Genomic DNA, 24,707 nt, shown 5'->3' with positions numbered 1-24,707 from the left:
TCACATGACTGAGGAGGACGCCATGAAAAAGTTGATCAACTCCCCATCGACTGTGGTGAGAGACATGCTCGAGGGCATTGTCGCGCTCAATCCGGGAGTTGCGCTCTTGCAGGATGAAAACATCGTCGTTCGCTCAGACCTACCGGCGCCTGCGCAACGTAAAGTCGCGGTCCTGTCTGGGGGTGGCAGCGGTCATGAACCTGCGCATGCGGGCTATGTAGGGGCTGGCATGCTCTCGGCCGCTATCGCCGGAGATGTGTTTACCTCACCTAGCACGGACGCGGTTCTTGCCGCAATCAAGGCCGTTTCCGGACCCGCTGGTGCACTTTTGATCGTCAAAAACTATACCGGCGACCGCTTGAACTTTGGGCTCGCCGCAGAGCTTGCACGCGCCGACGGCATTCCCGTTGAGCTGGTCATTGTTGCTGATGACGTCGCCTTACGCCAAACGGTCGACAGAAACAGTCGTCGCGGCGTTGCAGGCACGATTTTTGTTCACAAGGTCGCTGGGGCCGCAGCAGAGCAGGGGGCCTCGCTGGGGGAGGTGGTTAAAGTTGCGCGAGACGCTGCCGAAAGCCTTGCTTCGATGGGCATATCGCTCGGGGCCTGTACGTTGCCGTCAGTAGGTAAACCTGGCTTCGACCTCGGGGCAAACGAGATCGAAGTGGGCCTCGGCATCCATGGCGAGCAAGGGGTCCGGCGAATGTCGATTGCTCCGGCACACGATCTGGTTCGCCTTGTCATTGAAGCCATAGAAGCGGATGGACAGTTTGGTGAAGGCGATGGGGTGGCACTCCTTGTTAATGGCCTAGGTGCAACGCCGCCCATGGAGTTATCGATTATTGCACGCTCTGCAATGATGATCCTCCGAGAAAAAAACTTTACGGTCGTAAGAGCGTGGACGGGTACCTTCCTGTCGGCCCTTGATATGCCGGGGTTTTCTCTGTCTTTGATGAAAGTCGACGAGACAGTTCTCAATCTCATTGATACTCCGACCGATGCTTTGGCTTGGCCGAGAGGCGGTCCTGTCAATCAAAGTCCGGTCCACGTCAACCATGCGACAGAAGCAGCACAAACGGCTCATGATGGAGCCAACAAGATCACCTTCGCCGGCGCTTATGCCCAAAGAGTTGCTCGCAGGGCCGCCCAAGCCTTGATTGAAGCGGAAGCCCGCTTGACGGAGCTCGATAGCGTTGCGGGAGACGGAGACCTCGGCGCGAGCATGCGGCGAGGGGCAGAAGCCATTCTTTCCCTGCCGTCCGAAAGCTTTTCCGACCTTTCAACATCCCTCACCGTCATAGGTAACGCCGTGCGGAAAGCGATCGCCGGGAGCTCAGGTCCATTCTACGCAACTGCGCTGATGCGTGCGGCCCGCAATCTTTCCGCTACTGAAGAGCCTACGCCTCATCAACTTGCCGAAGCCTTCTGTGCTGCGGTTGAAGCCATCGGCGATCTTGGCGGAGCAAAGCCCGGCGACAGAACAATGGTAGATGCGCTTTACCCGGCGGCCGACACATTCAGGAAAAAGCTCAGAGAAGGCGTCGACGCTCATGAAGCCTGGAGCGCGGCAATCGATGCAGCCTTGACAGGTGCTGAAGCAACAAAAACGATGAACCCGCGTCTTGGAAGAGCCAGCTATCTCGGAGAGCGCGCGCTAGGCCATGCCGACGCAGGCGCGGTCGCCGTCACCATCTGGTTGAACGCGATGAGAGATATTGATTGATCCTTTGCGCTGACATCAAACGCTTGAGTTAGACGTCGGCGGTCGGCGAGGGTGATTGGCGTGTAGCATCTGGACACGCCAGCATCTCGAAGTGAAGCCATTGAAATTACGGGCATGTCGCACTTGGAAATAGAATGTACAACGCTAAACAATGTGGCGGGAGAGTTGAAATGTCCGCCGGTTTGCAAAGTAAAAATGTCCGCCAGGCCACCATACTGCACACAGGCCAGCCCCGATCTGAGCGGCTGATCCCAGTTGCAAGATCAGATCGGGGCGGGTGGTAAACACACCTCTTCGGCTTTAGCTTTGAGACGCCTCACTCAGCAGCCTGCTGCCGCGACAGCGCCTCCTTTCGCCGAGCAATCACCGCCGGATCGTTCACAAAATCCTTCCGCCGGCCCGGTCCGCGAGCACGTTTGACGTAGCCATTCTTGTCGCTGTTGCTCTTCACCTTCGGTTTGTCCTGCTGCTCCTGGCGCTCCTTGATAAAGGCAAGAACATCACCTAACCGCTTGTTCTCTGTGATCGCCGCATGCGTCACCCGCTGATCCTTGTCGAACACGGTGTAGGGCAGGGAATGCCCCTTCCAACGCACTTCCAGCCGACCGTCCGCATAGGCATAGGTCTCGACATAGCGACCCACCAGACCACGCGTCACCTCGGTCTCCTCCAGCATGATCCGCTGGCGCTCGAACGAAAACGTCAGCTGCGATCCGACATAACGCTGCTCGCGCTTACACAGGATCTCCGTCAACCGATCCGGCGCCAGATTAAGCGGCCGGTGCAGGTTGTCCGGGCGGGCAGGGACGATTGCAAATCGCGCATTGTAGCCTTCCATGAAGCCCGGCAAGAACGCATTGCCAGCCTCCATGGTGTCGATGCCAGAAAGCCTGAGCTCCTTGACCAGCCTGTCCTGCAGCGTCCGGTTCATCCGCTCGACCCGACCCTTGGCCTGGCTCGAATTTGCACAAAGAATCTCAATGTTTAGCTCACAGAGCGCACGCCCGAACTGGGTCATGCCCTGGCCTCAACCAGCTTCTCCGTCGCCAACGTCGGCCCGAAATCCCAATAGCGTTCGCGAACCAGCGTCATCGCATAATCGCGAACCTCGTCGCTTATGCGGTTGTTCGAAGGTCGGCCGATCGCCTTGTGCCGGATCGAAGCTGCGCCACCAGTCCGTATACGCTCCAGCAGCCGGCGCACCTGGCGCTCGCTCAGGTCAAGCACATGCGCCGCTGACACCATGGTCATCCGGCCGGCAACCACCTTCGACAAAATCTCGATCCGCTGCAGATCGCGCTCGCTCATCGCTATCAATCCCATCCGCAATCTCCCACACGTCATTCAGACCCGGGGAGTGTGACATTCCAACTTTGCAGAAACAGGACATTCCAACTTTGCGGCTACAACAGAAAATCGCATAAGATAGATTATGGAACTCCTATCACTGTGCCGTCTTTGATCTTTGTAGCTTCAAACGTCTCCACGCCCTGTTTCGAGCTGCCTTATGTTTGGCCTTATCATCGACGCTTCGAAGAAGATTGCACAACCGCTGCTCATCATCCAAATCTTCAGTGCCAAAAGCTTATTTCAATCAGCTTGACGAGCTTAGCTGCTCTAGCGCTAGAACGGATTGTCGTCGTTCGCGCTTGATAAGTGCTTGAGGCGCCTCATGTTGACCGCTGTAGGAAGCTCGGTTAGCACGCATTGAAATTCAGGGGGAAACTATGGATATATTCACCGCTGCCGGTCTCACGGCACTGTTACAAGTCATCGTTATCGATCTGGTTCTGGCTGGGGACAATGCGGTGGTCATTGGTTTGGCGGCTGCTGGATTAGCGCCTGATCAGCGTCGCAAAGCAATTATTATTGGTATACTGGCAGCAACAGTTATCCGTATCCTTTTCGCGAGCATTGCAGTCTATCTTCTTGCTATCATTGGCCTTCTACTGGCTGGCGGATTGCTGCTTCTTTGGGTCTCCTGGAAGATGTGGCGCGAGTTACGTAGCGGCGGTCATCACGAGAGCGGTGCAGATGGCTCTGCCCAGCCTCGCAAGACGTTCATGCAGGCAGCCATGCAAATTGTTGTGGCTGATATTTCTATGTCGCTCGATAACGTCTTGGCTGTTGCCGGCGCTGCGCGTGAACATCCGTCGGTGTTGATTGCCGGTCTTGTGCTTTCAGTTGCGCTTATGGGCGTCGCTGCGAATTTTATCGCCGGTCTTCTCAATCGCTTCAGATGGATCGCTTACATCGGTTTGGCGATCATTCTCTATGTTTCGCTCGATATGATTTACCGCGGCGCCGTCGAAGTTTGGCCGTATCTCACCGCCTGATCCAAGCGTGGCCCATCGACTATGGGCCGCTGTCAACCTCGATTTCAAAAGCCAGTCCGTCATAGGCCGGAACGACGTGATCGGGCGTCTCGGCCATCACGGTATCGTAGTCAAGCGGCGTGTGCATATGCGTGAGTATCGCATGGTTTGGCTTCAGACGTTCAATCCAGCCAAGTGATTGCTCAAGAGAAAGATGACTGGGATGATAACGGTACTGAAGTGCATCTATTATCAAGGTGTGCAGATTGGCGAGCTTCCCAATTGAGGCTTCCGGAAAGTCGCTGATATCGCTGCAGTAAGCGACGTCACCTATGCGAAAACCGAGAGACTGGATATCGCCATGCTGCTGGACATGCGGCTGAAGGTTGACGGTGCCCCCTGCCCCTTCAATACGCAAAGGCTCGTCCATGTCGCTAATAATGATTGGTTTGACGATTGGCGGGTAATTGCTGCCCTGTGGCGTCTCGAGGCAATAACCGAAAGCCTCTCGAATACGATCCATCGTAAACTGATCTGCATAGATGGGAACGCGATGATGCGATTCGTGGAAATAGCCACGTAGGTCATCTATGCCATGAATATGGTCGGCATGGGGATGTGTATAAAGGACAGCATCAATATGTTTGACCTTTGCCGCTACCATTTGCTCACGAAAATCCGGCCCAGTATCGATGACAACGGTTGTTACGCCGTCATCGCTGAATTGCTCAATGAGGAAGGCCGCGCGACGACGGCGGTTTTTCGGGTTTTCGGGGTTACATGCACCCCAATCTCCGGTAATGCGCGGCACGCCTGGTGACGACGAACAGCCTAAAATGGTGAAGCGCCGGCGAAAGCTCACAGCCTAGACCCTCGGCATCCTGGAGAAAACGCGGTAGGCATTGTCCGTCGTCAGCCTGGCCGTTTCGGCATAGGAAAGGCCAAGCGTTTCCGCCAGGATCTCTGCCGTATTGACGACATATGAAGGCTCATTGCGTTTGCCGCGCCAGCGCTTCGGCGCAAGGTACGGTGCGTCCGTCTCAACAAGCAGCCTGTCGTGCGGAATTGTTTTTGCAATTTCCCGCAACTCCTCAGATTTCGGGAAAGTCAAAATCCCCGAAAATGAGATATAGCCGCCGAGCTCTACGCCAGTTTGCGCAAGCGCGAGACCAGCCGAAAAGCAATGAAGGATGAAGGGGAAAGCCCCCTTCCCGCTCTCTTCCCGCAAAATCGAAGCCATATCTTCGTCTGCGCTGCGGCTGTGGATGACAAGCGGAAGCTGTGTCTGCCGCGAAGCTTCGATGTGACGCCTGAAGCCAGTTTTTTGGTCCTCCGGGCGCTGCGTATCATAAAAGTAATCGAGGCCGCATTCGCCGATCGCCACGATCTTTGAGTGGCTATTTGCAAGCCGCACCAAGTCCTCGGCCATTACGTCCAGCTCGTCGCCGGCATTGTTCGGATGTGTGCCAACCGAACAGAAGACTGACGGATATCGCTCTGTCAGCGCAAGAAGCCCATCGAGCTTGGCGACACGCGTCGAAATCGTCACCATCTGCGTCACGCCAGCATCGTGCGCACGACGGATGATATCGTCGCGCTCGATCTCGAAGTCGGCGAAGTCGAGATGGCAGTGGGTATCGATCAGCATGCGTCACGCCTCCGGCGCGATATAGCGTGGAAAGACTGGCGTTGGCGCTTCCAGCGGCGTTCCCGCAACCAGACGCCCGGCTGCGCCCAAAGCAGCAAAGTTTCTTTTGTCTTCCGGTGCAGCCACGAGATCGAGAAGCTTTGCTGCCGACTGCGGCATGAAGGGCTGCAGAAGGATGGCGATCTGGCGCACGACCTCTGCCGTTACGTAAAGAACAGTGCCCATTCGCGCCGGATCGGTTTTCTTCAGCGCCCACGGAGCCTCTCCCGCGAAATAGCGGTCGGTCTCTGAGACGACAGCGATGATCGCCGCGAGAGCGCGGTGTATGGCCTGCCTGTTCATTTCCTCGCGTGTCAGTGCTGCAATTCCGTCCGCGGCAGAAAGCATGGCTTCGTCGGCCTGCGTCAGCGTCCCACACTCGGGGATCTTACCGTCGCAATTTTTGACGATCATGGAGAGCGAGCGGCTTGCAAGGTTGCCGATGCCGTTGGCGAGATCGGAATTGATCCGTGTGCCGATCGCTTCTTCGCTGTAGCTACCATCCTGACCGAAGGATACTTCGCGCAAGAAGAAGTAACGCACCTGATCAAGGCCGAAGTGCTGAACCAAGTTAACAGGATCGACGACGTTGCCCAGGGATTTTGACATCTTCTCGCCCTTGTTGAGCAGGAAGCCGTGCGCATAAACTCGCTTCGGCAAGGGCAGGCCAGCCGACATCAGGAAGGCCGGCCAGTAGACAGCATGAAAGCGAATGATGTCCTTCCCGATGATATGAAGATCTGCCGGCCAATATTTTGCGCGCGGGCCGTGCTGGTCTTCAATGTAGCCCGTCGCAGTGATGTAGTTGGTCAGCGCATCCACCCAAACATACATTACATGCGCCGGATCATCCGGGACCTTTATCCCCCAATCGAAGGTTGTCCGAGAAATGGACAGATCCTTCAGGCCCGACTTCACGAACGAAACAACCTCGTTCCGGCGCTCGGTAGGTCCGATGAAGTCCGGATTTTCCTCATAATGCTTCAGGAGCTTATCCTGATATTCCGATAGTTTGAAGAAGTAGCTTTCTTCCTGCACCCATTCGACAGGCGTGCCCTGCGGACCATAGCGCACGCCGTCGCCGCGCACTTCTGTCTCATCTTCCTGATAATAGGCTTCATCGCGCACCGAATACCATCCGGCGTAGCTGTCCTTGTAGATGTCGCCATTCTTGGCCATTAGGTTCCAGATATTGCGCGATGTCTCGTGATGACGCTCTTGCGTGGTACGGATGAAGTCATCGTTGGAGGCATTCAAAAGCTTTGCCATCGACTGGAATTCACTTGAATTGCGGTCGGCAAGTTCCTGTGGCGTCACACCCTCGTTGCGCGCAGTCTGCTGCATCTTTTGGCCGTGCTCATCCGTGCCGGTCAAGAAGAAGACGTCTTTGCCATCCAGGCGCTGAAAGCGAGCCATCGCATCGGTCGCGATCAATTCATAGGCATGGCCGATATGAGGCTTGCCGTTGGGATAGGAGATCGCGGTGGTGATGTAATATGGGGTCTTGTTTGTCATGGCTGCCTATCCGGCTTCTTGATCTTATCTCGATGTGTCCGCCGCTCTTAGCGCATGTCGACGGCAAGCGAAACATCAAGTTTCACCGATGGGCTCCAGAGGTGGTGAGTTCGAACGACACGCCGCCACCAAATCTTCAGGCGACAGCCGACCGGATGTCTCCAAGGATGCCGATGATGGTTTGTTTGCGATCCAGATTATAGGAATCTGCAACTAAAAATCGCTCGGTTGCGCTTGACCATAAGCGCGACAGTTGCTCGGCCTTCGACACATCGCCACTGTAGGCGGCAGCTCTTGCCTTCTGCATAAGATCGTCTCCGATATGGCTGACAAAGAAATCGAAGATTGTTTCGCTGTCTTTTCCTGAAAGCGCATCCGCGAGACGATGCATAGCCTTGCGCGCAGCTGGTCCCGGACTCGAGAAAACCTCACGATATGCCGCGACGATATCGGCACCGCCATAGTTGATCAGCTTGAGTGCCTCACCGGCGCTACCCTGCGCGAGTTCCAACAACTTGGGATCGGCCGGTCCCAAGCCCAGATGCTCAAGAACATCAGCAACGAAGCGCTCTGTGAGCGGAGCGAGATTGAGTGACAGGCAACGCGAACGAATGGTCGGCAGCAATCGGCCTGGCGCATGCGACAGAACGAGGAACATCGCCCGTTTGGGTGGCTCTTCGAGAATCTTGAGAATCGCATTGGCTGCGTTGCGATTCATGTCGTCGGCCGGATCAATGATCACAATTCGCCAGTTGCCAGTGCCCGAGGTTTGGGAAAAGAAACGGCCGGCCCTGCGGACCTCATCAACTGTGATGGCGGACTTCGCGCGGCCTGTTTTTTCATCGAAGGGCCGCGTCAAATGCAAAAGGTGATGCGAGGCGCCGGAAGCGATCTGCCGACTGATCGGCGCGGCAGGATCAGGATCGGCCAAAAAGACTGGCGCAGACACTGGATCCGGATGGCTAAGAACATGGTTTGCGAAGCGAAAGGCCAAGGTTGCCTTACCGATCCCGGGTGGCCCCTCGATCAAAATCGCATGATGACCTTTTCCAGATCTATAAGTTTCAGCCAAAAAGGTCTCTGCGTCCTGATGGCCAAATAGCTTGTTGTTGTCCCAGGGCGCAATCGCGCCATCCAAAAGTCCCGGTTTGTTGTCACTCATATCGTAGGCCCAACACTCTCAAGCGCGCGCTGCAATCTGTGAGAGAACGATGCGTTCGATTTGAGCCGCAATCACGTTCTCCGCGTCAAGTGCATCGATTACATGGCACCGATCCGGCTCTCTCGCTGCTATATCCAGAAATCCCTCTCGCCGTTTTTCGTGCGTTTCCAGTTTTTCCTTTTCGAAACGATCTGGGGCAGCCGCGAGATCGCTGCCACGCTTGCGGGCGCGTGCAAGGCCGACCTCTGCGGGTATATCGAGAATCAGCGTGCAGTCGGGATTGACACCATTGATGGCAACATGCTGCAGCAATTCGATGAAGGCGGATGGCAAATTGCCAGTAACGCCCTGATAGACCCGAGAAGAATCAGCAAACCGATCGCATAAAACGATGTCGCCGCGCTCCAGCGCAGGACGAATGACCTCTTCCACGTGATCGTTTCGTGCAGCAGCAAACAAGATTGCTTCCATGCGGGTCCCGAATGGCTCGGCCGCGCCTGAAAGAAGCACATGCCGCACCGCTTCCGCTCCGGGCGAGCCTCCTGGTTCTCGGGTCACCACGACAGTTTCACCCGCTCGCTCCAAGCTTGCGGCCAGCCGGCGAATCTGCGTCGACTTGCCGGCGCCCTCGCCGCCTTCGAACGTTACAAATAAACCTCTATCCGATGCCAACCGCAATCCGCCTTCACGGGGCCATCTGATCAAGCAAGCCCCACATTCGCCGGCACCTTAGCCGGATTCTCAAACAAACGTTCAACGGGCGCCCAGGTCGGAAGATGAGCCAACGCTCCCGCCGCCCCTGTTTACCGCAGGAGATTTGGAAACAGAACCGATCTTTGAGGCGCTGTTGTCGCCTTTGGACGGCACCGCGTCGACGTTTCACGTTGAGCTTGGCTTATCCCATAGCCACGAGAACAACAAGCTCTCGGTCAGTTCCACGACAGCATCCCATGCTCGATCCGTCAGCGAACCAACTTCCACAGCCGAACCGGTAAAGAGAGGTACTTCGCGCAAGGCTTTGCCACCTGCAAAGATGCGGAGCGTCGCGGCCCGTGTATCTTTGGTGACCGGCGCCTTAAGTGGCCAGTGGTAAACCACCTGAGCAGAGAGCCGATCGGGATTTGCAGACGGAAGATACACGCTGACAGCGTCTTTCGTCGCTAACGGAACGCTTCCGGCTTGACCGCCAAAGACGCTGGCTTCTGCAACCTGTTCGCCCGCGGCAAAGACTTGCCGCGTCTCGAAGTTGGTCAGCCCCCAATCCAAAACACGCTTGGCTTCTTCGGTTCTTTCTTTATCGCTCGCGAGGCCGCTGAGAACGAGAATAACCCGCCGGTCGTTTCTGGAAGCAGATGCGACAATCGAGTATCCCTCCCCCTCTGCAAAGCCGGTGACAAGGCCGTCCACGCCTGCATCCAGACCAAGAAGAGGGTTGCGGTTGCGCTGTGATATCTTGTTCCAAGTAAAGTCGGGCAAAGCATAGTAGCGATAGAAGTCCGGGTAGGATTGCTGCAAATCGGCAGCAAGCTTGACCATATCTTTTGCGGTTGTCTTGCTCCTGCCGTTATCTGGCAGGCCGGTTGAGTTTCCGAAGACCGACTGCGTCATATCGAGTGCCTTGGCACGGCGCGTCATTGCCGCAGCAAAAGCAGCCTCGGTGCCGCTCATCCCTTCCGACAGGGCGATGCAGGCATCATTGGCGCCTTGGATGACCACACCCTTGATAAGGTCGTCCACACGGATCTTTGACTTTAGCGCAGCGAACATGGTTGCCGTCCGCGACGGAGCTCCACCGGTTCTCCAGGCGAATTCTGAAACTGGATATTCCTGATCTAAAGAAAGAGCACCGCTCTTGACTGAATCGAACACTAAATCGGCCGTCATCAACTTCGACAGAGAGGCCGGAGCAAAGATCTGATTTTCGTTCTTCGCCAAAATGACCGTGTTCGTCGTACTTTCGATCATGTATGCGCGTGGAGCTTTCGTCGCGAAACCTCCAGCACCATCGGCCGCTGATGCTGAAAATGGAATCGCTGCAAGCACGAAGACCAGTTTGATCAGGCTTTTCACCTCTGCACCTCCCATGCAGCAGGGCACTGCGCTTGCAAGCGAAAGGCCACCATTACCTGCCGCGCGCCGGCTGGCTGACTACCAGTGTCCCAAGGCTGTGCGCGGATTCTGCCGTTTCCACATAGGCATCACCTTCTGGAAGAGGCAGTCTGCGGTTCGATCCTTTGACGGTTGCTGCCGGCTTTGCCGCCACAACTTTTCCGCTGGGGCGCCCTGCAAGCTGAGGTCCAAGGTTCGGAAGGTTCATTTCGCCTGCGCTTGGCGCGGCACGTGCGGTGACGGGACGTGGCTCGACCGGAGGCAGAGCTGGCGCCGGCTGTTGCTTGTATTGCGGACGCGGCGACGGGCTTACATACGAAACTGTCGAAACGGGGCCAGGGACCATCCTTTGCCGCGGCGTGTAGCTCTCGAGGCTCTGCAACTCATCACCCGTAATGCGCTTGGAGTTCGAGGCGACCATCACGCCGGTTGCAATCTGACCGTCAGGCACAACGCCGGGGACGCGGCTGCCCTTGGGCACATAAGACGCCATCAGGAAGGGCATGTCATGACCATCCATCTGGGCGCGCCCTACATATTGTACCCTCACCCTGCCCGTGCCGCTGTGCTGCATGTCCAGCAAGTCAGCCGTCTTGTTGGACAGATCGATGATGCGCCCCTCGTGATACGGACCGCGGTCGTTTACACGGACGATCACAGAGGAGCCGTTTTCTAAATTAGTCACGCGCGCATAGCTTGGAAGCGGCAATGTGGGATGCGCCGCAGAAAGATGCAGCTGATCGTAGACTTCGCCATTTGCTGTCAGCCTGCCGTGAAAAGCAGACCCATACCAGGAAGCAATACCCGTCTTGTTGTAACTAAAATCTTCTTTCGGATAATACCACTTGCCTCGAACCTGATAGGGGTTGCCGACAAGGTAGCGTCCGCCGCCCTTGGGAATATTGTTTCCGTTCGCGACGCGCGGGCTGGCTTTCACGCCATATTCTTTTTCGGAAAAATATTCCTTGCCGTGCTTGGGGCGGGTTTCGACGACTTTTGTCGTGCCGCATGCCGCAAGCGTCACACACATCACAGATAGCGCCAGCCAACGAATGCCGGTCGCGAAAGACGCTGCGCCGTACTCTACTCTCATCTACCCACGCCACTCAGACTACAGTTAAAGCATACCCAACGACGGGCCTCTTCCGACTAACGTCTCGCACCTAACGAGAAATTAATCATGCACGGAAAAAGAGCGGCTGACGACGACTAAGCGCAGATTGGATCGAATTTTAAATATTATGGTTAGCTTTTTCTTAAAGTCGGAACTGTCGTCGATGAGTCAACGAGCAGGTGCAATTCAAAAGCTTCATGAAAAAATCAGCGACAAGGATGTATTGGGATTTGTGGCGGAAGAGGTGGGATTCGAACCCACGGTACGGTTTCCCGCACGCCGGTTTTCAAGACCGGTTCCTTAAACCACTCGGACACTCTTCCGGTTTGTCGCCGCGATTTGCAAATGCGCGACTACGACTGTGGCGCTTTATAGACTGCTTCTTGCCACCGTCAACTGCCATCCAGCATGTTGACGTGCAATACCGACCCAATATCAAAAAAAGAGGCCGATCCCAATCAGGGTCGACCTCTTCGTCAACATCTCTTCCTATTGCATCGGCGACTTAATTGCAGACGCGCATGCTCTCCATATGCCAACCGCCATCATAAGCGTTTGGAACGCGCCGGTCCTCAAACCAGCAACGTGGCGGCGGCGGGGGTGGCGGATCAATATAACGAGGACCGCTGTTATTGTTGATGATTGCGCCGCCGATCAGACCTCCGATCACGCCTGCCGCAAGTCCACCAGCGATCGCTCTGCCATCATTATCGTGATGATGCCGGCGCGGACCGTCGTAATACCGTGGAGGCGGACCTCTGTCATAGCCCGGCCGACGCCAATCATATTCTTGCGCAGCAGCAGGCATTGCTGTCGACATGATAGACCCACCAAGGGTCGTCAAAGCCATGCAGAACAAAAACATTTTCTTCATAACAAACATCTCGTTTTGTTGACCCTTTGCCCTTTAGGCATTGGTTCGATGTTTCCAAGAATCGCACGTTCGCGATTAACGGTTCGTGAACGCAACATTCATCCTAGGTAGCCGGCCGCGTTCCAGCGGCCAATCTCAAGAAAGCCGCCGAACTGAAGGAGACATTCTTGCTCGTGCAATTGTTTTTCCTTCAGGGGAAGCTATCTCAATTGTTGTTAGCAGCGGCTGACGACAAACAATTCTTTAGCACGGTGAAGCCAATTGTTCGTTATTCAGGCGTTTTCATGTCGCACTCAATGCGACGGGCACATTAGAGGTCAGGAGGATTAGTATGGAAGGATCTGGCGTAGGTTGGCTGGGAGCGGTCATTATCGGCGGTATCGCCGGATGGCTGGCTGAGAAGTTCATGAACAGCCCCATGGGCGTCTTTATGAATATCATTCTCGGCATTGTCGGAGCGGTCGTCGCGAACTGGCTGCTCGTCCATCTATTTCATGCACAGCCGTCCGATGGGAAACTCAGCTACCTCATCACGGGCTTTGTCGGTGCGTGCCTACTCATAGCGGTGGCCCGTCTCGTCAGACGTTGAATACTGTTTTCCAAAAAGAAGGGGCCGGGCTTGCCGCCTGGCCCCTTCTTTTTTTCTGCAGTTTCACTCAGTGACGGTTCAGCAGGCCAAAAAGGTAAGCCACGCCCGCGGTGATGGCCAATGCCATCAAGGGCTCTTCGCGTACTTTGTCGCGAACACGTTCAGTCATCACCGACGCTTCATCAATTACCGCCGTTTTTGCGCCCTGACCCAGAGCGACAACGCTGTCTGACAAACGCGCCAGATCTTCACGCAAGGCTGCAATTTGAGCAGAGAGATCGTCAGCCGCAAGTTCCGCCTTGGCGCGCGCAGCTGTTTGTTCGGCGGCGTTTTTCAGTTCAGCCATTGTGAGCTCCTATTGTCAGGATGGATGCATCGGAAACGAGCCAAGGAACAAAAGGTTCCAAATAAGAGATATTTGATGTCTTGGATTTCAACGTTTTGAACGAACGGCCTTCATTTCCTCAATGCTTTGTTCTAAGGAACGCCGAATGTTCGTCTTCTTTAGGCGATGATATAACGAGGTTAGCAGTCGATGTTTGATTTTTTGCGACGCGCCGCCCAGACCTGGGTCGCAAAGCTCCTTTTTGCCGTATTGATTCTCGCCTTCGGCATCTGGGGCGTGTCTCGCGATCTTTTGGGCGGCGGAAGCCCAAGCACAGTGGTGACGGTGGGCGACCAGAAAATCAGCAATAATGAATTCTATTTGGCTTATCGCCAAAAGATCGCGCAGATGAGCCAACAGTTTGGGACGCAGATCGCGCCAGACCAAGCGCGCGCGTTCGGTCTCGATCGCATGGCCCTTTCTCAGGTCGTGGCTGGCGCTTCCCTCGATCAACTTGCAGCCGATATGAATCTCGGTTTGTCGAAGGACAAGCTTGGCCAACTCATTGGTGAAGATCCGGCGTTTAAAGTGAACGGTAAATTTGAGAAGGAACTCTTTTCAAGCCGCCTTCGCAATGAAGGTATCGCGGAAAAAACGTATCTCGATGTACGCCAGAGAGAGGCGGTTCGCAGCCAGATCGTCGATGCAGTTTCTGGTGGCTTTACCCCATCAAAAACTGTCATTGATGCATTGAAGCTTTACAGCAGCGAGAGCAGGACTATTGATTATCTCCTGCTGACCAATGCCAATATTGAGCCGATCAAGGCTCCTCCAGAAGACGTGCTCGCCAAATGGTTCGAAGGCGTCAAAAGCAAATACCGCGCTCCGGAATATCGTAAGATTGGCTATCTTCGCCTCCTGCCGGAGGATATCGCTGATGCCTCGACTGTTTCGGATGACGAGGTTCGCGATTCTTTTGACAAGAGCAAGGCAAATTTCACGACAGCGGCAACCCGGACGATCGAACAGCTCAGTTTTGCAAACAAAGATTTGGCAGATGCTGCTGAGGCTGCATTGAAAGTTGGCACCACTTTCGATCAACTGGTCAAAGATCAGGGCAAGACATCGTCAGACGTGATGCTCGGCACATTCTCGAAGGATAAAGTTCCGGATCCCGCGATTGCCGATCCTGCTTTCGCAATCACAAAAGAAGGCGGCACCTCGCCGGTTGTTCAAGGCTCTTTCGGCCCTGTGATCTTGCGTGTCACCAACATCAAGCCCGAGAGCACGAAGACGCTGGACGAGGTTCGGGAAGAGGTAAGGAAGCAGGTCTCCGTCGATAAAGCTGCGCAGCAAGTTTCGGCAATGCGCGATCGTATCGATGAAATGCGAGCTTCCGGCCAATCCCTTGAGCAGATCGCCTCCGAACTCAAGCTGAAGGTCGCTGTTCTCGATGCAGTTGATCAAAGCGGCGCAGATAAGAACGGCAACGAGATCAAAGACATTCCTCTCAAGCCTCAGCTGCTTGCAGAGGCTTTCAAGACGGAAATTGGCGCGCAGCCATCTGCGCTGGCTTTGGGAAATACCGGGTACCTCTGGTTCGATGTCCGAGATATAACGCCAGCTCGCGACCGAACGATTTCCGAAGTTCATGACAAGGCGCTGGCCGATTGGACGGCTGAGCAGCAGAAAACCGAGCTCGCCAAGAAGACCAAGGATCTTCTGGAGCAGGCGAAAAAGGGAACGTCGCTACAGGATATCGGCGCGCCAATGGGGATAGATGTCACGACCAAAACGGCTGTGACACGCTCTACCGATGATCCTGTCCTGGGACAGGAAGCCATCAAGGCCGCGTTTTCGGGTCCAGTCGACACGGTTGCCAGCGCAGTTGGAGCCGATCCCGCAACCCAAATTCTATTGAAGGTCACCAACGTCAATACGCAGCCTGCCGCAGATGCACTGACGAACCAGGATGCCCAGATCAAGCAATTTGCGGGCAACGCCGTCAATGACATGCTGGAGGAAATGGTCAACCAGCTGCAGACGCAATACACGGTCAACGTTAACCAAACCGCTTTTGAGCAGGCAACTTCCCGCTAGGACACTGAAATGAGCGACTTAAAGCCACTGCTTTCGAAAGTTGCTTCTGGCGAAGCGTTGACGCGAGACGAGTCGCAGACGGCATTTGAAATATTGATGTCGGGAGAAGCAACACCGTCGCAGATCGGTGGTTTTCTAATGGCGCTTCGGGTGCGCGGCGAAACGGTCGATGAGATCATCGGAGCCGTCAAGACCATGCGCTCTAAGATGCTTCCTGTGGACGCGCCTGAGAATGCAATAGACATCGTCGGAACCGGTGGTGATGCGAGTGGCACCTACAATATATCGACTTTGGCGTCTTTGATCGTCGCCGGTGCCGGTCTACCGGTTGCCAAGCACGGCAACCGGGCGCTGAGCTCGAAATCTGGCGCAGCCGACAGTCTGTCAGCTCTAGGTGTTAAGCTCGATATAGGTCCTGATGTCATCTCTCGATGCATTCGCGAGGCAGGTGTCGGCTTCATGTTCGCCCAATCTCATCATTCGGCCATGCGGCATGTGGGTCCGTCCCGAGTTGAACTTGGAACAAGGACGATCTTCAATCTTCTAGGCCCGCTCGCTAATCCAGCGAGAGTGACGCGGCAGCTTGTCGGCGTATTTGCTCCCAGATGGATATTGCCTCTCGCCGAAGTGCTGCGCGATCTCGGAGCGCAAAGTGTATGGGTCGTGCATGGAAGCGGACTGGATGAGGTGACCACGACCGGCATCACAAAGGTCGCTGCTCTCGAAAATGGAGCCATTCGCGAGTTTGAATTGTCACCATCCGATTTTGGTGTCGAGCCTTGTGCGCTCGACGCCATCAAAGGCGGTGACGGCGTTGTGAATGCAGGAGCGCTGCGCGCCGTTCTGTCCGGAGAACGAAATGCTTATCGAGATATAGCACTCGTGAATGCAGCCGCAGCGCTCGTTATCGGCGGACGTGCACAAACTCTACATGAAGCGATGATACTATCAGCCGAATCTCTCGACAGCGGCGCTACGGCTGCCGCTCTCGATAAACTTATTGCGGTGTCCAACGATACTGAATAGGAGTGATTATGACTGACATTCTTAAAAAAATTGAGCTTTACAAGCTTGAGGAGATTGCAGCAGCCAAGTCATCTGTCCCGCTGGCTGATTTGAAGGCTCGACAAGCAGATCAGGAGCCACCACGCGGCTTTTACCGCACTTTGATGGCGCGGCATAACGAGGGCCAATTCGGCCTCATCGCCGAAATCAAGAAGGCAAGTCCATCCAAGGGCCTTATTCGGCCGGACTTCGATCCCCCTGCCCTTGCTGCAGCTTATGAAAAGGGTGGGGCCGCCTGCCTTTCCATTTTGACGGACACACCGAGCTTCCAGGGCAAGCCTGAGTTTCTGACGACCGCGCGCGCCGCCTGCCGGCTACCAGCTCTGCGCAAGGACTTCATGTTTGACACTTATCAAGTGCATGAGGCGCGCGCATGGGGGGCAGATTGCATCCTCATCATCATGGCTGCCTTGTCGGATGATGACGCGCGCCGGCTCCAGGATGAGGCGTTTTCGCTTGAAATGGATGTTCTGGTTGAGGTCCACGACGAAGAGGAAATGGAGCGCGCGCTAAACCTCAGTTCGCCGCTCATCGGTGTCAATAACCGCAATCTCAGAACCTTTGAGGTCGACCTCGCCAACAGCGAGCGTCTGTCGCCAATGGTACCAGGAGATCGCCTTCTTGTCGGCGAGAGCGGCATCTTCACCTATCAGGACTGCGTACGTCTAGCCGCCTCGCGCATAACGACATTTTTGGTCGGCGAGAGCCTTATGCGCCAGCAGGACGTGGCCGCGGCAACCCGCGTTCTGCTGTCTGGCGAAGCGTCTCAAGCGGCTGAGTAGGATATGGCAGATAGACCGCAACTAACGCATGTCAATGCTGCTGGTGAGGCTCGCATGGTAGATGTCGGCGACAAAGCCGAAACCGTCCGCCTTGCAAGCGCAGAAGGCTACGTGCGCATGGCGGCGCAGACACTTGAGCTGATAGAAAGCGGCAACGCCAAGAAAGGCGATGTCATAGCAACTGCTCGCTTGGCGGGTATCATGGCCGCCAAACAGACGGCAAACCTCATTCCCTTGTGCCACCCTCTGATGCTGACAAAAGTCACGGTGGACATCGCGCCAGACCATGAGCTGCCGGGCTTACGTATTAGGGCAACGACGAAGCTTACAGGGAGAACCGGCGTTGAGATGGAGGCGCTCACGGCCGTATCCGTGGCTTGCCTAACGATCTATGACATGGCGAAGGCCGCGGATCGGTTGATGGAGATCGGCGGCATAAGACTTCTGGAGAAGACTGGTGGAAAATCTGGAGATTTCCATCTGACAGGGAAGGAATAATGGCAGATCTCCTACCGGTCGAGGAAGCCTTGCATCGGCTGCTGTCGCGTGCAGTTCCGCTCCGGGAACACGAGCGCATTCCCGTCGGCGATGCTGATCGCCGCGTTTTGAGTTTTGATCTCGAAGCGAGGATAACGCATCCGCCCTTCAATTCATCGGCGATGGATGGATACGCGCTCTGTGTGCACGGTGAGGCGGCGCCCGGAAGCGAATATAAGCTTATTGGGGAAGCAGCGGCTGGGCATGCGTTTAGTGGCAGCGTGGGACAAGGCGAGGCGGTTCGTATTTTTACTGGGGCGCCCGTCCCTCCTGGGGCCAACACGGTTCTTTTGCAGGAAGATGCCGAGGTTCATGGCGGTTACGTTCGCACGAGCAGTACGACCAGACAAGACCAACATATCCGTCCAATGGGACAAGACTTTCGAGAAGGCGAGACCGTGCTTTCGGCAGGTTCCATCATGGATTTCAGCCGGATCCTCGTGGCTGCAGGGATGAACTGCGCCGAAGTCTCAGTGTATAAAAAGCCTCTCGTTGGCATTCTTGCGACCGGCGATGAACTTGTCCCGCCTGGCGGTTCTCCAAACTCCGGCCAGATTATCGCTTCCAGTGGGTTAGCTGTCGCGGCTCTCGCTCGCAAAGCAGGCGCAGATGTCCTGGATCTTGGAATCGTCGAGGACAACAAAGCCGCGATAGAGAAGGCGGTGTCGTGTTCGCGTGATGCGGGCGTGGATATTCTTGTTACGCTTGGAGGAGCCTCTGTCGGCGATCACGACCTCGTCAGAGGTGCACTTGTCGCATCCGGGATGACGCTCGATTTTTGGCGCATCGCAATGCGTCCAGGTAAGCCGCTCATGGTTGGCAGTCTCGATCACATTCATGTTCTCGGCTTGCCCGGAAATCCGGTTTCGACGATGGTTTGCGCTCTTTTGTTTCTAGAGCCACTCATTTGCAAACTAGCCCATCTGCCAGGAATAGATCGGATGACATATGCCAAAGCCGGTGCTCTGTTCAAAGCAAACGATCTTCGTCAAGATTACATCAGGGCTCAGCTAACGAGAACGGAAGATGATGTCCTCGTCGCAACCCCTTTTCCTCGGCAAGACTCGTCCATGATGAAGGTCTTTTCGGCTGCAGATTGCCTTGTTGTCAGACCCCCGCTTGCGCCTGCCGTCAAAGTCGGAGATCCCTGCCCTGTCGTCCTATTGCGGGGGTGAACGCTTCCTGACGAGAGCGTTGCGCGCTGTGAAGCATGGAGGCTTAATGATAAGGTTTACGAAGGGACTTACGATTTAGATTGATGTATTGAACTCGATGAGAACTCGCATTGCCACATCGATGCATGCAGCGGGCTTGGTAAAGACCGGAAGGTCTGAATTTCCGTACGGCAATAGGCAGAAAAACGCGTTTAGGTCAGGTTTTCCTCTGCGATGCTTGCCAAACGCGTAGAGAGTTGATCGAGCAACTTGGTTGCCACTTCAATGTCCTGCTTCGCTAAATCAGCCATGATCTCCTTGCGAAGATCGTTGACCACACGCTCGACATTGCCAACAACGTCCCGACCAGCATCAGTCAGCAAGATTTCCTTTGCGCGTCGATCTTCGCCCTCTCGGCGTCTGACTAACCCTGCAGCTTCCAGATTGTCGATAAGGCGCACGACAGATGAGTTGTCGAGAGATAAGACAGCCGCGAGATCTTTTTGCAGCATCGGCTTGTGCGCGCGGGAGATCCACAGAAGCGGAAGCCACGTCGCCTCTGTTAAACCAAAAGGTTGTAGGCGTTTATCGGCTGCGCGCCGCCACACTCTTGCGGTTTGACCGACCAACGAGCCAAAGCTCGCAAAAAGATGCTCATCATTCACAGGCATACGACAATCATTTCTTCTGATATAAATGGCATGCCAGCCGAGTTGGGATATGTCAATGCGCCATTCTAATAAACCGAAGCGCGCCCATGGACGAACCGGTCATCGGTGATCTATGTAAAGGACGTGATGTCCGTGAAGGTTTTAGAATGGTTAACTACATCGAAGCTGCAACCGCACCGAGCAAAAACACTGGCGCCATCAGGCTTTATGGTCCGGATGCGTTTGGAAGCATGCGTAAAGCTTGTCAGTTGACGGCACGTTGCCTCGATGAGTTAGCAGGTATTGTCCGGCCCGGTATTACGACAAATGCGATTGATCGCTTTGTGTTCGAGTTCGGCATGGACCACGGTGCTTATCCAGCCACGTTGAACTATCGCGGCTATACGAAGTCGACATGCACTTCGATCAACCATGTTGTTTGTCATGGCATTCCGGATGATAAGCCGCTCAAGGAAGGCGATATCGTTAACGTGGACGTCACCTACAGCTTGGACGGCTGGTATGGAGACTCAAGCCGCATGTATCCGGTCGGCGAGATCAAACGCGCAGCGGAACGCTTGCTGGAGGTTACCTACGAGTCATTGCTCCGAGGTATTGCAGTTGTAAAGCCAGGCGTTCGTACCGGTGCCATAGGCCAGGCTATTCAGACCTATGCAGAAGCGGAACGTTGCTCGGTCGTGCGCGACTTTTGCGGTCACGGTGTAGGATCAATTTTCCACGATTCTCCCAATATCCTTCATTACGGGAGTGCGAGCGATGGACCTGAGATTCGCGAGGGAATGATTTTCACGATTGAGCCGATGATCAATCTTGGACGGCAACATGTAAAGGTTCTGGCCGACGGATGGACTGCGGTGACACGCGATCGGTCTCTATCGGCCCAATATGAGCATACGGTCGGTGTGACGGCAAATGGATGCGAGATCTTCACCTTGTCCCCGGCAGGCCTTGATCGCCCCGGACTGCCTTCCTTGTCTCGATAGCAGCTATGGCAAAGCCGTCAGAAAGCCTCATAACAAAAGTAGAGGAAACCGCAGGCGGTGGTGACTTCGCATTGCAAGACGCAGAACGGCTTGCTTTTCAGCTGACAGACGATGTCCCAACCGGCAAAGCGGCACCGGCGAAATCGTCCAGAGCAGTGAGCGTTGAGGATCATCACGGCCATCGAGAGCGGCTGCGGGCTCGCTTTAGGGATGCGGGAGACGCGGCGCTCGCCGACTACGAGATGCTGGAATTGATGTTGTTCCGACTCATTCCGCGCCGCGACACAAAACCGATTGCAAAGGCCCTACTGCAAAGATTTGGATCGCTAGGGGCAGTCCTCGGAGCGCCCATTGCCTTGTTGCAGGAAGTGAAAGGCGTGGGCGAGAACGTTGCTCTCGACCTCAAGTTAATCGGTGCACTTGCTCAGAGGTCCCTTAAGCACGACATCAAGGGCAGACATATTCTCAGTTCATGGTCCTCTGTTCTCCAATATTGTCACGCCGCGATGGCGCACGAGGTGAAAGAACAATTTCGGATCTTGTTTCTCGATAAGAAAAACGCCCTTATTGCCGACGAGGTGCAAGGCTACGGAACGGTCGACCATACGCCGGTTTATCCAAGAGAGGTCGTCAAGCGTGCTCTCGAACTTTCAGCAACCGCGATCATCTTGGTCCACAACCATCCCTCCGGCGATCCGACCCCTTCGCGGGCCGATATCGATATGACCAAAACCATAGTGGAAACGGCGCGGGTTTTAGGGATTACCGTGCATGACCACATCATCATAGGCAAAGATGGTCATGCGAGTTTTCGTGGCATGAACCTGATCTGAAGTGGCTTAGCCGCAAACTCGGCATCTCTAAACGAAACAGCAACATTGATGGGGTAAGGCTAGGCGAACGACATTTCATGTCGCTGTTGCTTTATGATGCCAAGCCGGAGTGTATGATGAACCAATATGATCTCGTTGTCGTGGGTAGCGGCCCGGCTGGGCGGCGCGGCGCGATCCAGGCGGCCAAGCTTGGCAAGAAGGTTCTTGTGATCGAACAGGGAAAACGGGTCGGGGGCGTCTCGGTTCACACCGGCACCATTCCATCCAAAACATTGCGCGAGACGGCGCTCAACCTTACCGGATGGCGAGAGCGCGGATTTTACGGGCGTGCCTATCGCGTCAAACAGGAGATCAGCGCTGAGGATCTCCGCCGCCGTCTTCTGATTACGCTCGATCACGAAGTGGAAGTTCTGGAACATCAGTTTGCCAGAAATCGCGTGCAACATCTTCGTGGACGGGCGAGCTTTGTCGACCCCAAAACACTATCCGTCGTCAAAGACGATGGCGAAGTCCTCCAGATTTCAGGCGAAAGCATCTTGCTGGCAGTGGGAACGAAACCTTTCCGTCCCGACTATATCCCATTCGACGGAAAGTCGGTCCTCGACAGCGACGAACTCTTGGACATCGACGTTTTGCCGCGCTCAATGGCCGTTATCGGTGCTGGCGTTATCGGTATTGAATATGCAACGATTTTCAGCGCCCTTGACACCAATGTCACTCTGATTGACCCCAAATCGACGATGCTGGATTTCATCGACAAGGAGATCGTTGAGGATTTCACCTATCAGCTTCGCGATCGTAACATGAAGCTTCTGCTCGGAACCAAGGCGGAGAAGATCGAGAAGCGAGAAGACGGCAAAATAGACGTCACGCTAGATAAAGGCCGCAAACTGTCCGTCGACATGGTTTTGTTTGCTGCGGGGCGCATGGGAGCGACGGACACCTTGAATCTTGCCGCTGCCGGACTTGACGCCGACAGTCGCGGCCGGTTGAAGGTCAATCCAGAAACCTTTGAGACCGCAGTTCCGAATATCTATGCAGCGGGCGATGTCGTCGGCTTTCCAAGCCTCGCCTCCACCTCCATGGAGCAAGGCCGTATCGCTGCCCGTGTTGCGGTGGGCGCGGTCGCCAAAGAGCCACCCAAATATTTCCCGTATGGAATTTACGCTGTACCCGAAATTTCAACCTGCGGCCTGACGGAAGAGGAAATGAAAGAACGCGGCATTCCATACGAATGCGGCATCGCTCGTTTTCGTGAAACGTCACGTGGTCATATCATGGGCCTCGACACGGGCCTGTTGAAGCTGATCTTCTCGCTCAAGACAAGGCGCCTGCTTGGCGTGCATATCGTTGGCGAGGGAGCAACAGAGCTCGTCCACATCGGTCAAGCTGTCCTTAACCTCAAGGGGACAGTCGAATATTTCGTGGAGAACACATTCAACTACCCGACGCTTGCCGAGGCTTACAAAATTGCCGGCCTGGATGCCTGGAACAGGATGGGCGATATCAAATCGGAACTGTGACAGCTCTCTGTCGCAGACGATAAAATCAAAAAGGCTCGCCTGGAAAGCGAGCCTTTTTCATTTCTCTCAGAACCCCCAACTCCTTTTGAAGTTGTGGCAGCCAATGTTTTAGAATGTGGCTGCGCCGCTTCCCCAGGGGCCATGATGGAAGTCCTTTCCATCGACGCGGTCAAAGCCGTGCGCTCCAAAGAAGTCCCGTTGCGCTTGAATGAGGTTAGCCGTTCCCCTGCCCTGGCGGTAGGCATCGAAATAGGTCAAGGCAGAGGCAAGGGCTGGGACGGGTAGTCCTGCCGACAGTGCAGCCGCTGTGACGCGTCGAAGTGCCGGAACCGATTCCTTCACCATCGCTGAGAACGCAGGCGTTACAATCAGATTGGCTGCATCCGGCGCATCTGTGAAGGCCTTGGTAATTTCATCCAGAAACTGAGAACGGATGATGCAGCCTGCTCGCCAGATCTTGGCGATTACGGGCATCGGGAGTGACCAGCCGAACTCGCGGGACGCTTCCGCCATAACGGCAAATCCCTGCGCATACGCACCAATCTTGGCGGCAAACAAAGCCAGTTCGAGGTCTTTCTCGAGATTCGATCCATCAGGAAGGCTGAAGGAATAATCGGATGCGCCAAAGATCTTCTGTGCGGCTTCGCGTTCGGACTTGAGAGCGGAAAGGCTACGCGCGGCCACGGCCGCCTCGATGGCCGTCGCCGGAATGCCCATGTTCTGCGCTTCGATCACCGACCACTTCCCGGTGCCTTTTTGCCCGGCCTTATCCAGAATAATGTCGACCATCGGCGTTTTGGTAACAGGATCTTCCGCCGCCAGGACTTTTTCGGTGATTTCGATCAGGTAGGAATTCAGACGACCTTTGTTCCAACTGCCAAAGATTTTCGAGATTTCGCTTGCGCTTTTTCCAAGGCCATCGCGCAAGATCCCGTAGATCTCGCCAATCATTTGCATATCGGCATATTCGATGCCGTTATGAATGGTTTTGACAAAATGTCCGGCGCCGTCGTTACCAAGCCAAGCAACGCAAGGCTCGCCGTTATACTTGGCGGCAATCGACGTCAGCACTTTCTCGACGCGCTTCCACGAGTCTTCCGTTCCTCCGACCATAATCGACGGTCCGTGTCTTGCGCCTTCCTCGCCACCGGAAACACCCATGCCAATGAAAGTGAGCTTGGAGTCTTTCAGCCGATCAAATCGTGCAATAGTATCGCGGAAATTCGCGTTCCCTGCATCGATCATGATGTCGCCGTCGCCGAGATGTGGGCGCAATGCTTCCATTTGCTGATCCACGGCTTCACCCGCCTTGATCATGATGATGATCGGCCGTGGCGGCCGGATAGCCTCTACGAATTCATCAATGGTCTTGCAGGGAATGATCTGCTTCTTCAGATCTCCAGCGCTCTCGTAAAATTCATCTGTTTTCTCAGGAGTTCTGTTGAAAACAGCAATTTTATTGCCTTTTTCAGCAATATTCAGCGCAAGATTTGACCCCATAACTGCAAGGCCGATCAGCCCAATTTCTGCCTTCTCCACCATAATCTCCCAAAAACATCAAATCGCTATCGTGTTGTCGCACTCCACCGTCCTGCTCACAAGACCGTTGTCGTGCAAAATGGTTCTTTCACAGCCGTCCACATGCG

The 24,707-nt window shown here is 55.1% G+C and carries 22 protein-coding genes, 1 tRNA gene and 1 pseudogene; 11 read left to right on the top strand and 13 right to left on the bottom strand.

The features are described 5' to 3' along the window. The first annotated feature begins 22 nt into the window (after positions 1-22). Positions 23-1,723, top strand: a complete 1,701-nt coding sequence (dhaL, locus tag VQ830_RS03615) for a dihydroxyacetone kinase subunit DhaL (protein WP_337266711.1) — start codon at positions 23-25, stop codon at positions 1,721-1,723. A 316-nt stretch (positions 1,724-2,039) separates the two neighbouring features. Here dhaL and VQ830_RS03610 read toward each other — a convergent pair. Continuing rightward, positions 2,040-3,046 (bottom strand): annotated as a pseudogene (locus tag VQ830_RS03610) (helix-turn-helix domain-containing protein). Positions 3,047-3,450: 404 nt separating this feature from the next. Here VQ830_RS03610 and VQ830_RS03605 point away from each other — a divergent pair. Then, the gene (locus VQ830_RS03605; RefSeq protein ID WP_337266710.1) at positions 3,451-4,059 is read left to right on the top strand and encodes a TerC family protein; all 609 of its coding nucleotides are present in this window, start codon (positions 3,451-3,453) and stop codon (positions 4,057-4,059) included. A 19-nt stretch (positions 4,060-4,078) separates the two neighbouring features. Here VQ830_RS03605 and VQ830_RS03600 read toward each other — a convergent pair whose 3' ends face one another. From VQ830_RS03600 to VQ830_RS03560, 9 genes are all read right to left on the bottom strand, one after another. Next, the gene (locus VQ830_RS03600; RefSeq protein WP_337266709.1) at positions 4,079-4,900 is read right to left on the bottom strand and encodes an MBL fold metallo-hydrolase; all 822 of its coding nucleotides are present in this window, start codon (positions 4,898-4,900) and stop codon (positions 4,079-4,081) included. Between the two features lie 3 nt (positions 4,901-4,903). Beyond that, entirely contained in the window at positions 4,904-5,686 is a 783-nt protein-coding gene (locus tag VQ830_RS03595) for a TatD family hydrolase (RefSeq protein ID WP_337266708.1), read from the bottom strand. A gap of 3 nt (positions 5,687-5,689) precedes the next feature. Continuing rightward, positions 5,690-7,240: a methionine--tRNA ligase gene (gene metG / locus VQ830_RS03590; RefSeq protein WP_337266707.1), complete on the bottom strand. Its 1,551-nt coding sequence runs from the start codon at positions 7,238-7,240 to the stop codon at positions 5,690-5,692. Between the two features lie 136 nt (positions 7,241-7,376). Beyond that, positions 7,377-8,402: a DNA polymerase III subunit delta' gene (locus VQ830_RS03585; RefSeq protein WP_337266706.1), complete on the bottom strand. Its 1,026-nt coding sequence runs from the start codon at positions 8,400-8,402 to the stop codon at positions 7,377-7,379. Between the two features lie 18 nt (positions 8,403-8,420). After that, complete coding sequence (gene tmk / locus VQ830_RS03580; RefSeq protein ID WP_337266705.1) at positions 8,421-9,074, bottom strand: dTMP kinase; 654 nt, start codon at positions 9,072-9,074, stop codon at positions 8,421-8,423. 207 nt (positions 9,075-9,281) lie between these two features. After that, positions 9,282-10,487: a D-alanyl-D-alanine carboxypeptidase family protein gene (locus tag VQ830_RS03575; protein WP_337266704.1), complete on the bottom strand. Its 1,206-nt coding sequence runs from the start codon at positions 10,485-10,487 to the stop codon at positions 9,282-9,284. Positions 10,488-10,524: 37 nt separating this feature from the next. Next, positions 10,525-11,604, bottom strand: coding sequence for a septal ring lytic transglycosylase RlpA family protein (locus VQ830_RS03570; RefSeq protein WP_337266703.1), 1,080 nt, complete (start codon positions 11,602-11,604; stop codon positions 10,525-10,527). A 254-nt stretch (positions 11,605-11,858) separates the two neighbouring features. Next, positions 11,859-11,948, bottom strand: a tRNA-Ser gene (locus VQ830_RS03565). A gap of 182 nt (positions 11,949-12,130) precedes the next feature. Then, positions 12,131-12,499 (bottom strand): hypothetical protein, encoded by a 369-nt coding sequence (locus VQ830_RS03560; RefSeq protein ID WP_337266702.1) that lies wholly within the window; start codon positions 12,497-12,499, stop codon positions 12,131-12,133. Between the two features lie 331 nt (positions 12,500-12,830). Between VQ830_RS03560 and VQ830_RS03555 the strand changes: the two genes are divergently transcribed. Next, a complete protein-coding gene (locus tag VQ830_RS03555; protein WP_337266701.1) occupies positions 12,831-13,088 on the top strand; it encodes a GlsB/YeaQ/YmgE family stress response membrane protein in 258 nt (85 codons plus the stop codon). 67 nt (positions 13,089-13,155) lie between these two features. Here VQ830_RS03555 and VQ830_RS03550 read toward each other — a convergent pair whose 3' ends face one another. Further along, positions 13,156-13,434, bottom strand: coding sequence for a hypothetical protein (locus VQ830_RS03550; RefSeq protein WP_337266700.1), 279 nt, complete (start codon positions 13,432-13,434; stop codon positions 13,156-13,158). Positions 13,435-13,623: 189 nt separating this feature from the next. Between VQ830_RS03550 and VQ830_RS03545 the strand changes: the two genes are divergently transcribed. From VQ830_RS03545 to VQ830_RS03525, 5 genes are read left to right on the top strand one after another with little or no spacing between them, the layout of a single operon-like run. Beyond that, positions 13,624-15,513 (top strand): peptidylprolyl isomerase, encoded by a 1,890-nt coding sequence (locus VQ830_RS03545; RefSeq protein WP_337266699.1) that lies wholly within the window; start codon positions 13,624-13,626, stop codon positions 15,511-15,513. Positions 15,514-15,522: 9 nt separating this feature from the next. Continuing rightward, a complete protein-coding gene (gene trpD / locus VQ830_RS03540; protein ID WP_337266698.1) occupies positions 15,523-16,539 on the top strand; it encodes an anthranilate phosphoribosyltransferase in 1,017 nt (338 codons plus the stop codon). A gap of 8 nt (positions 16,540-16,547) precedes the next feature. Next, entirely contained in the window at positions 16,548-17,360 is an 813-nt protein-coding gene (gene trpC / locus VQ830_RS03535) for an indole-3-glycerol phosphate synthase TrpC (RefSeq protein WP_337266697.1), read from the top strand. A 3-nt stretch (positions 17,361-17,363) separates the two neighbouring features. Beyond that, positions 17,364-17,858, top strand: coding sequence for a cyclic pyranopterin monophosphate synthase MoaC (gene moaC / locus VQ830_RS03530; RefSeq protein ID WP_337266696.1), 495 nt, complete (start codon positions 17,364-17,366; stop codon positions 17,856-17,858). Continuing rightward, on the top strand, positions 17,858-19,072 hold the full coding sequence (locus tag VQ830_RS03525; RefSeq protein WP_337266695.1) for a molybdopterin molybdotransferase MoeA: 1,215 nt from the start codon (positions 17,858-17,860) through the stop codon (positions 19,070-19,072). The genes moaC and VQ830_RS03525 overlap by 1 nt, the downstream gene beginning before the upstream one ends. A gap of 191 nt (positions 19,073-19,263) precedes the next feature. Here VQ830_RS03525 and VQ830_RS03520 read toward each other — a convergent pair whose 3' ends face one another. Beyond that, complete coding sequence (locus VQ830_RS03520; protein WP_337266694.1) at positions 19,264-19,722, bottom strand: MarR family winged helix-turn-helix transcriptional regulator; 459 nt, start codon at positions 19,720-19,722, stop codon at positions 19,264-19,266. A 146-nt stretch (positions 19,723-19,868) separates the two neighbouring features. Between VQ830_RS03520 and map the strand changes: the two genes are divergently transcribed. From map to sthA, 3 genes are all read left to right on the top strand, one after another. Next, positions 19,869-20,705, top strand: coding sequence for a type I methionyl aminopeptidase (gene map, locus VQ830_RS03515; protein WP_337266693.1), 837 nt, complete (start codon positions 19,869-19,871; stop codon positions 20,703-20,705). Between the two features lie 5 nt (positions 20,706-20,710). Beyond that, a complete protein-coding gene (gene radC / locus VQ830_RS03510; protein ID WP_337266692.1) occupies positions 20,711-21,538 on the top strand; it encodes a RadC family protein in 828 nt (275 codons plus the stop codon). A gap of 116 nt (positions 21,539-21,654) precedes the next feature. Beyond that, positions 21,655-23,061 (top strand): Si-specific NAD(P)(+) transhydrogenase, encoded by a 1,407-nt coding sequence (sthA, locus tag VQ830_RS03505; RefSeq protein WP_337267119.1) that lies wholly within the window; start codon positions 21,655-21,657, stop codon positions 23,059-23,061. Positions 23,062-23,169: 108 nt separating this feature from the next. Here the strand turns inward: sthA and gnd are convergent, their stop codons facing one another. Then, a complete protein-coding gene (gene gnd, locus VQ830_RS03500) occupies positions 23,170-24,600 on the bottom strand; it encodes an NADP-dependent phosphogluconate dehydrogenase (RefSeq protein ID WP_337266691.1) in 1,431 nt (476 codons plus the stop codon). Between the last annotated feature and the right edge of the window lie 107 nt (positions 24,601-24,707).

The organism is Oryzifoliimicrobium ureilyticum, from assembly GCF_037199735.1.
Taxonomy (GTDB): Bacteria; Pseudomonadota; Alphaproteobacteria; order Rhizobiales; family Rhizobiaceae; genus Rhizobium; species Rhizobium ureilyticus.
The sequence above is the reverse complement of the archived record's forward strand: the minus strand, read 5'-3'. Positions and strand labels throughout refer to the sequence as shown.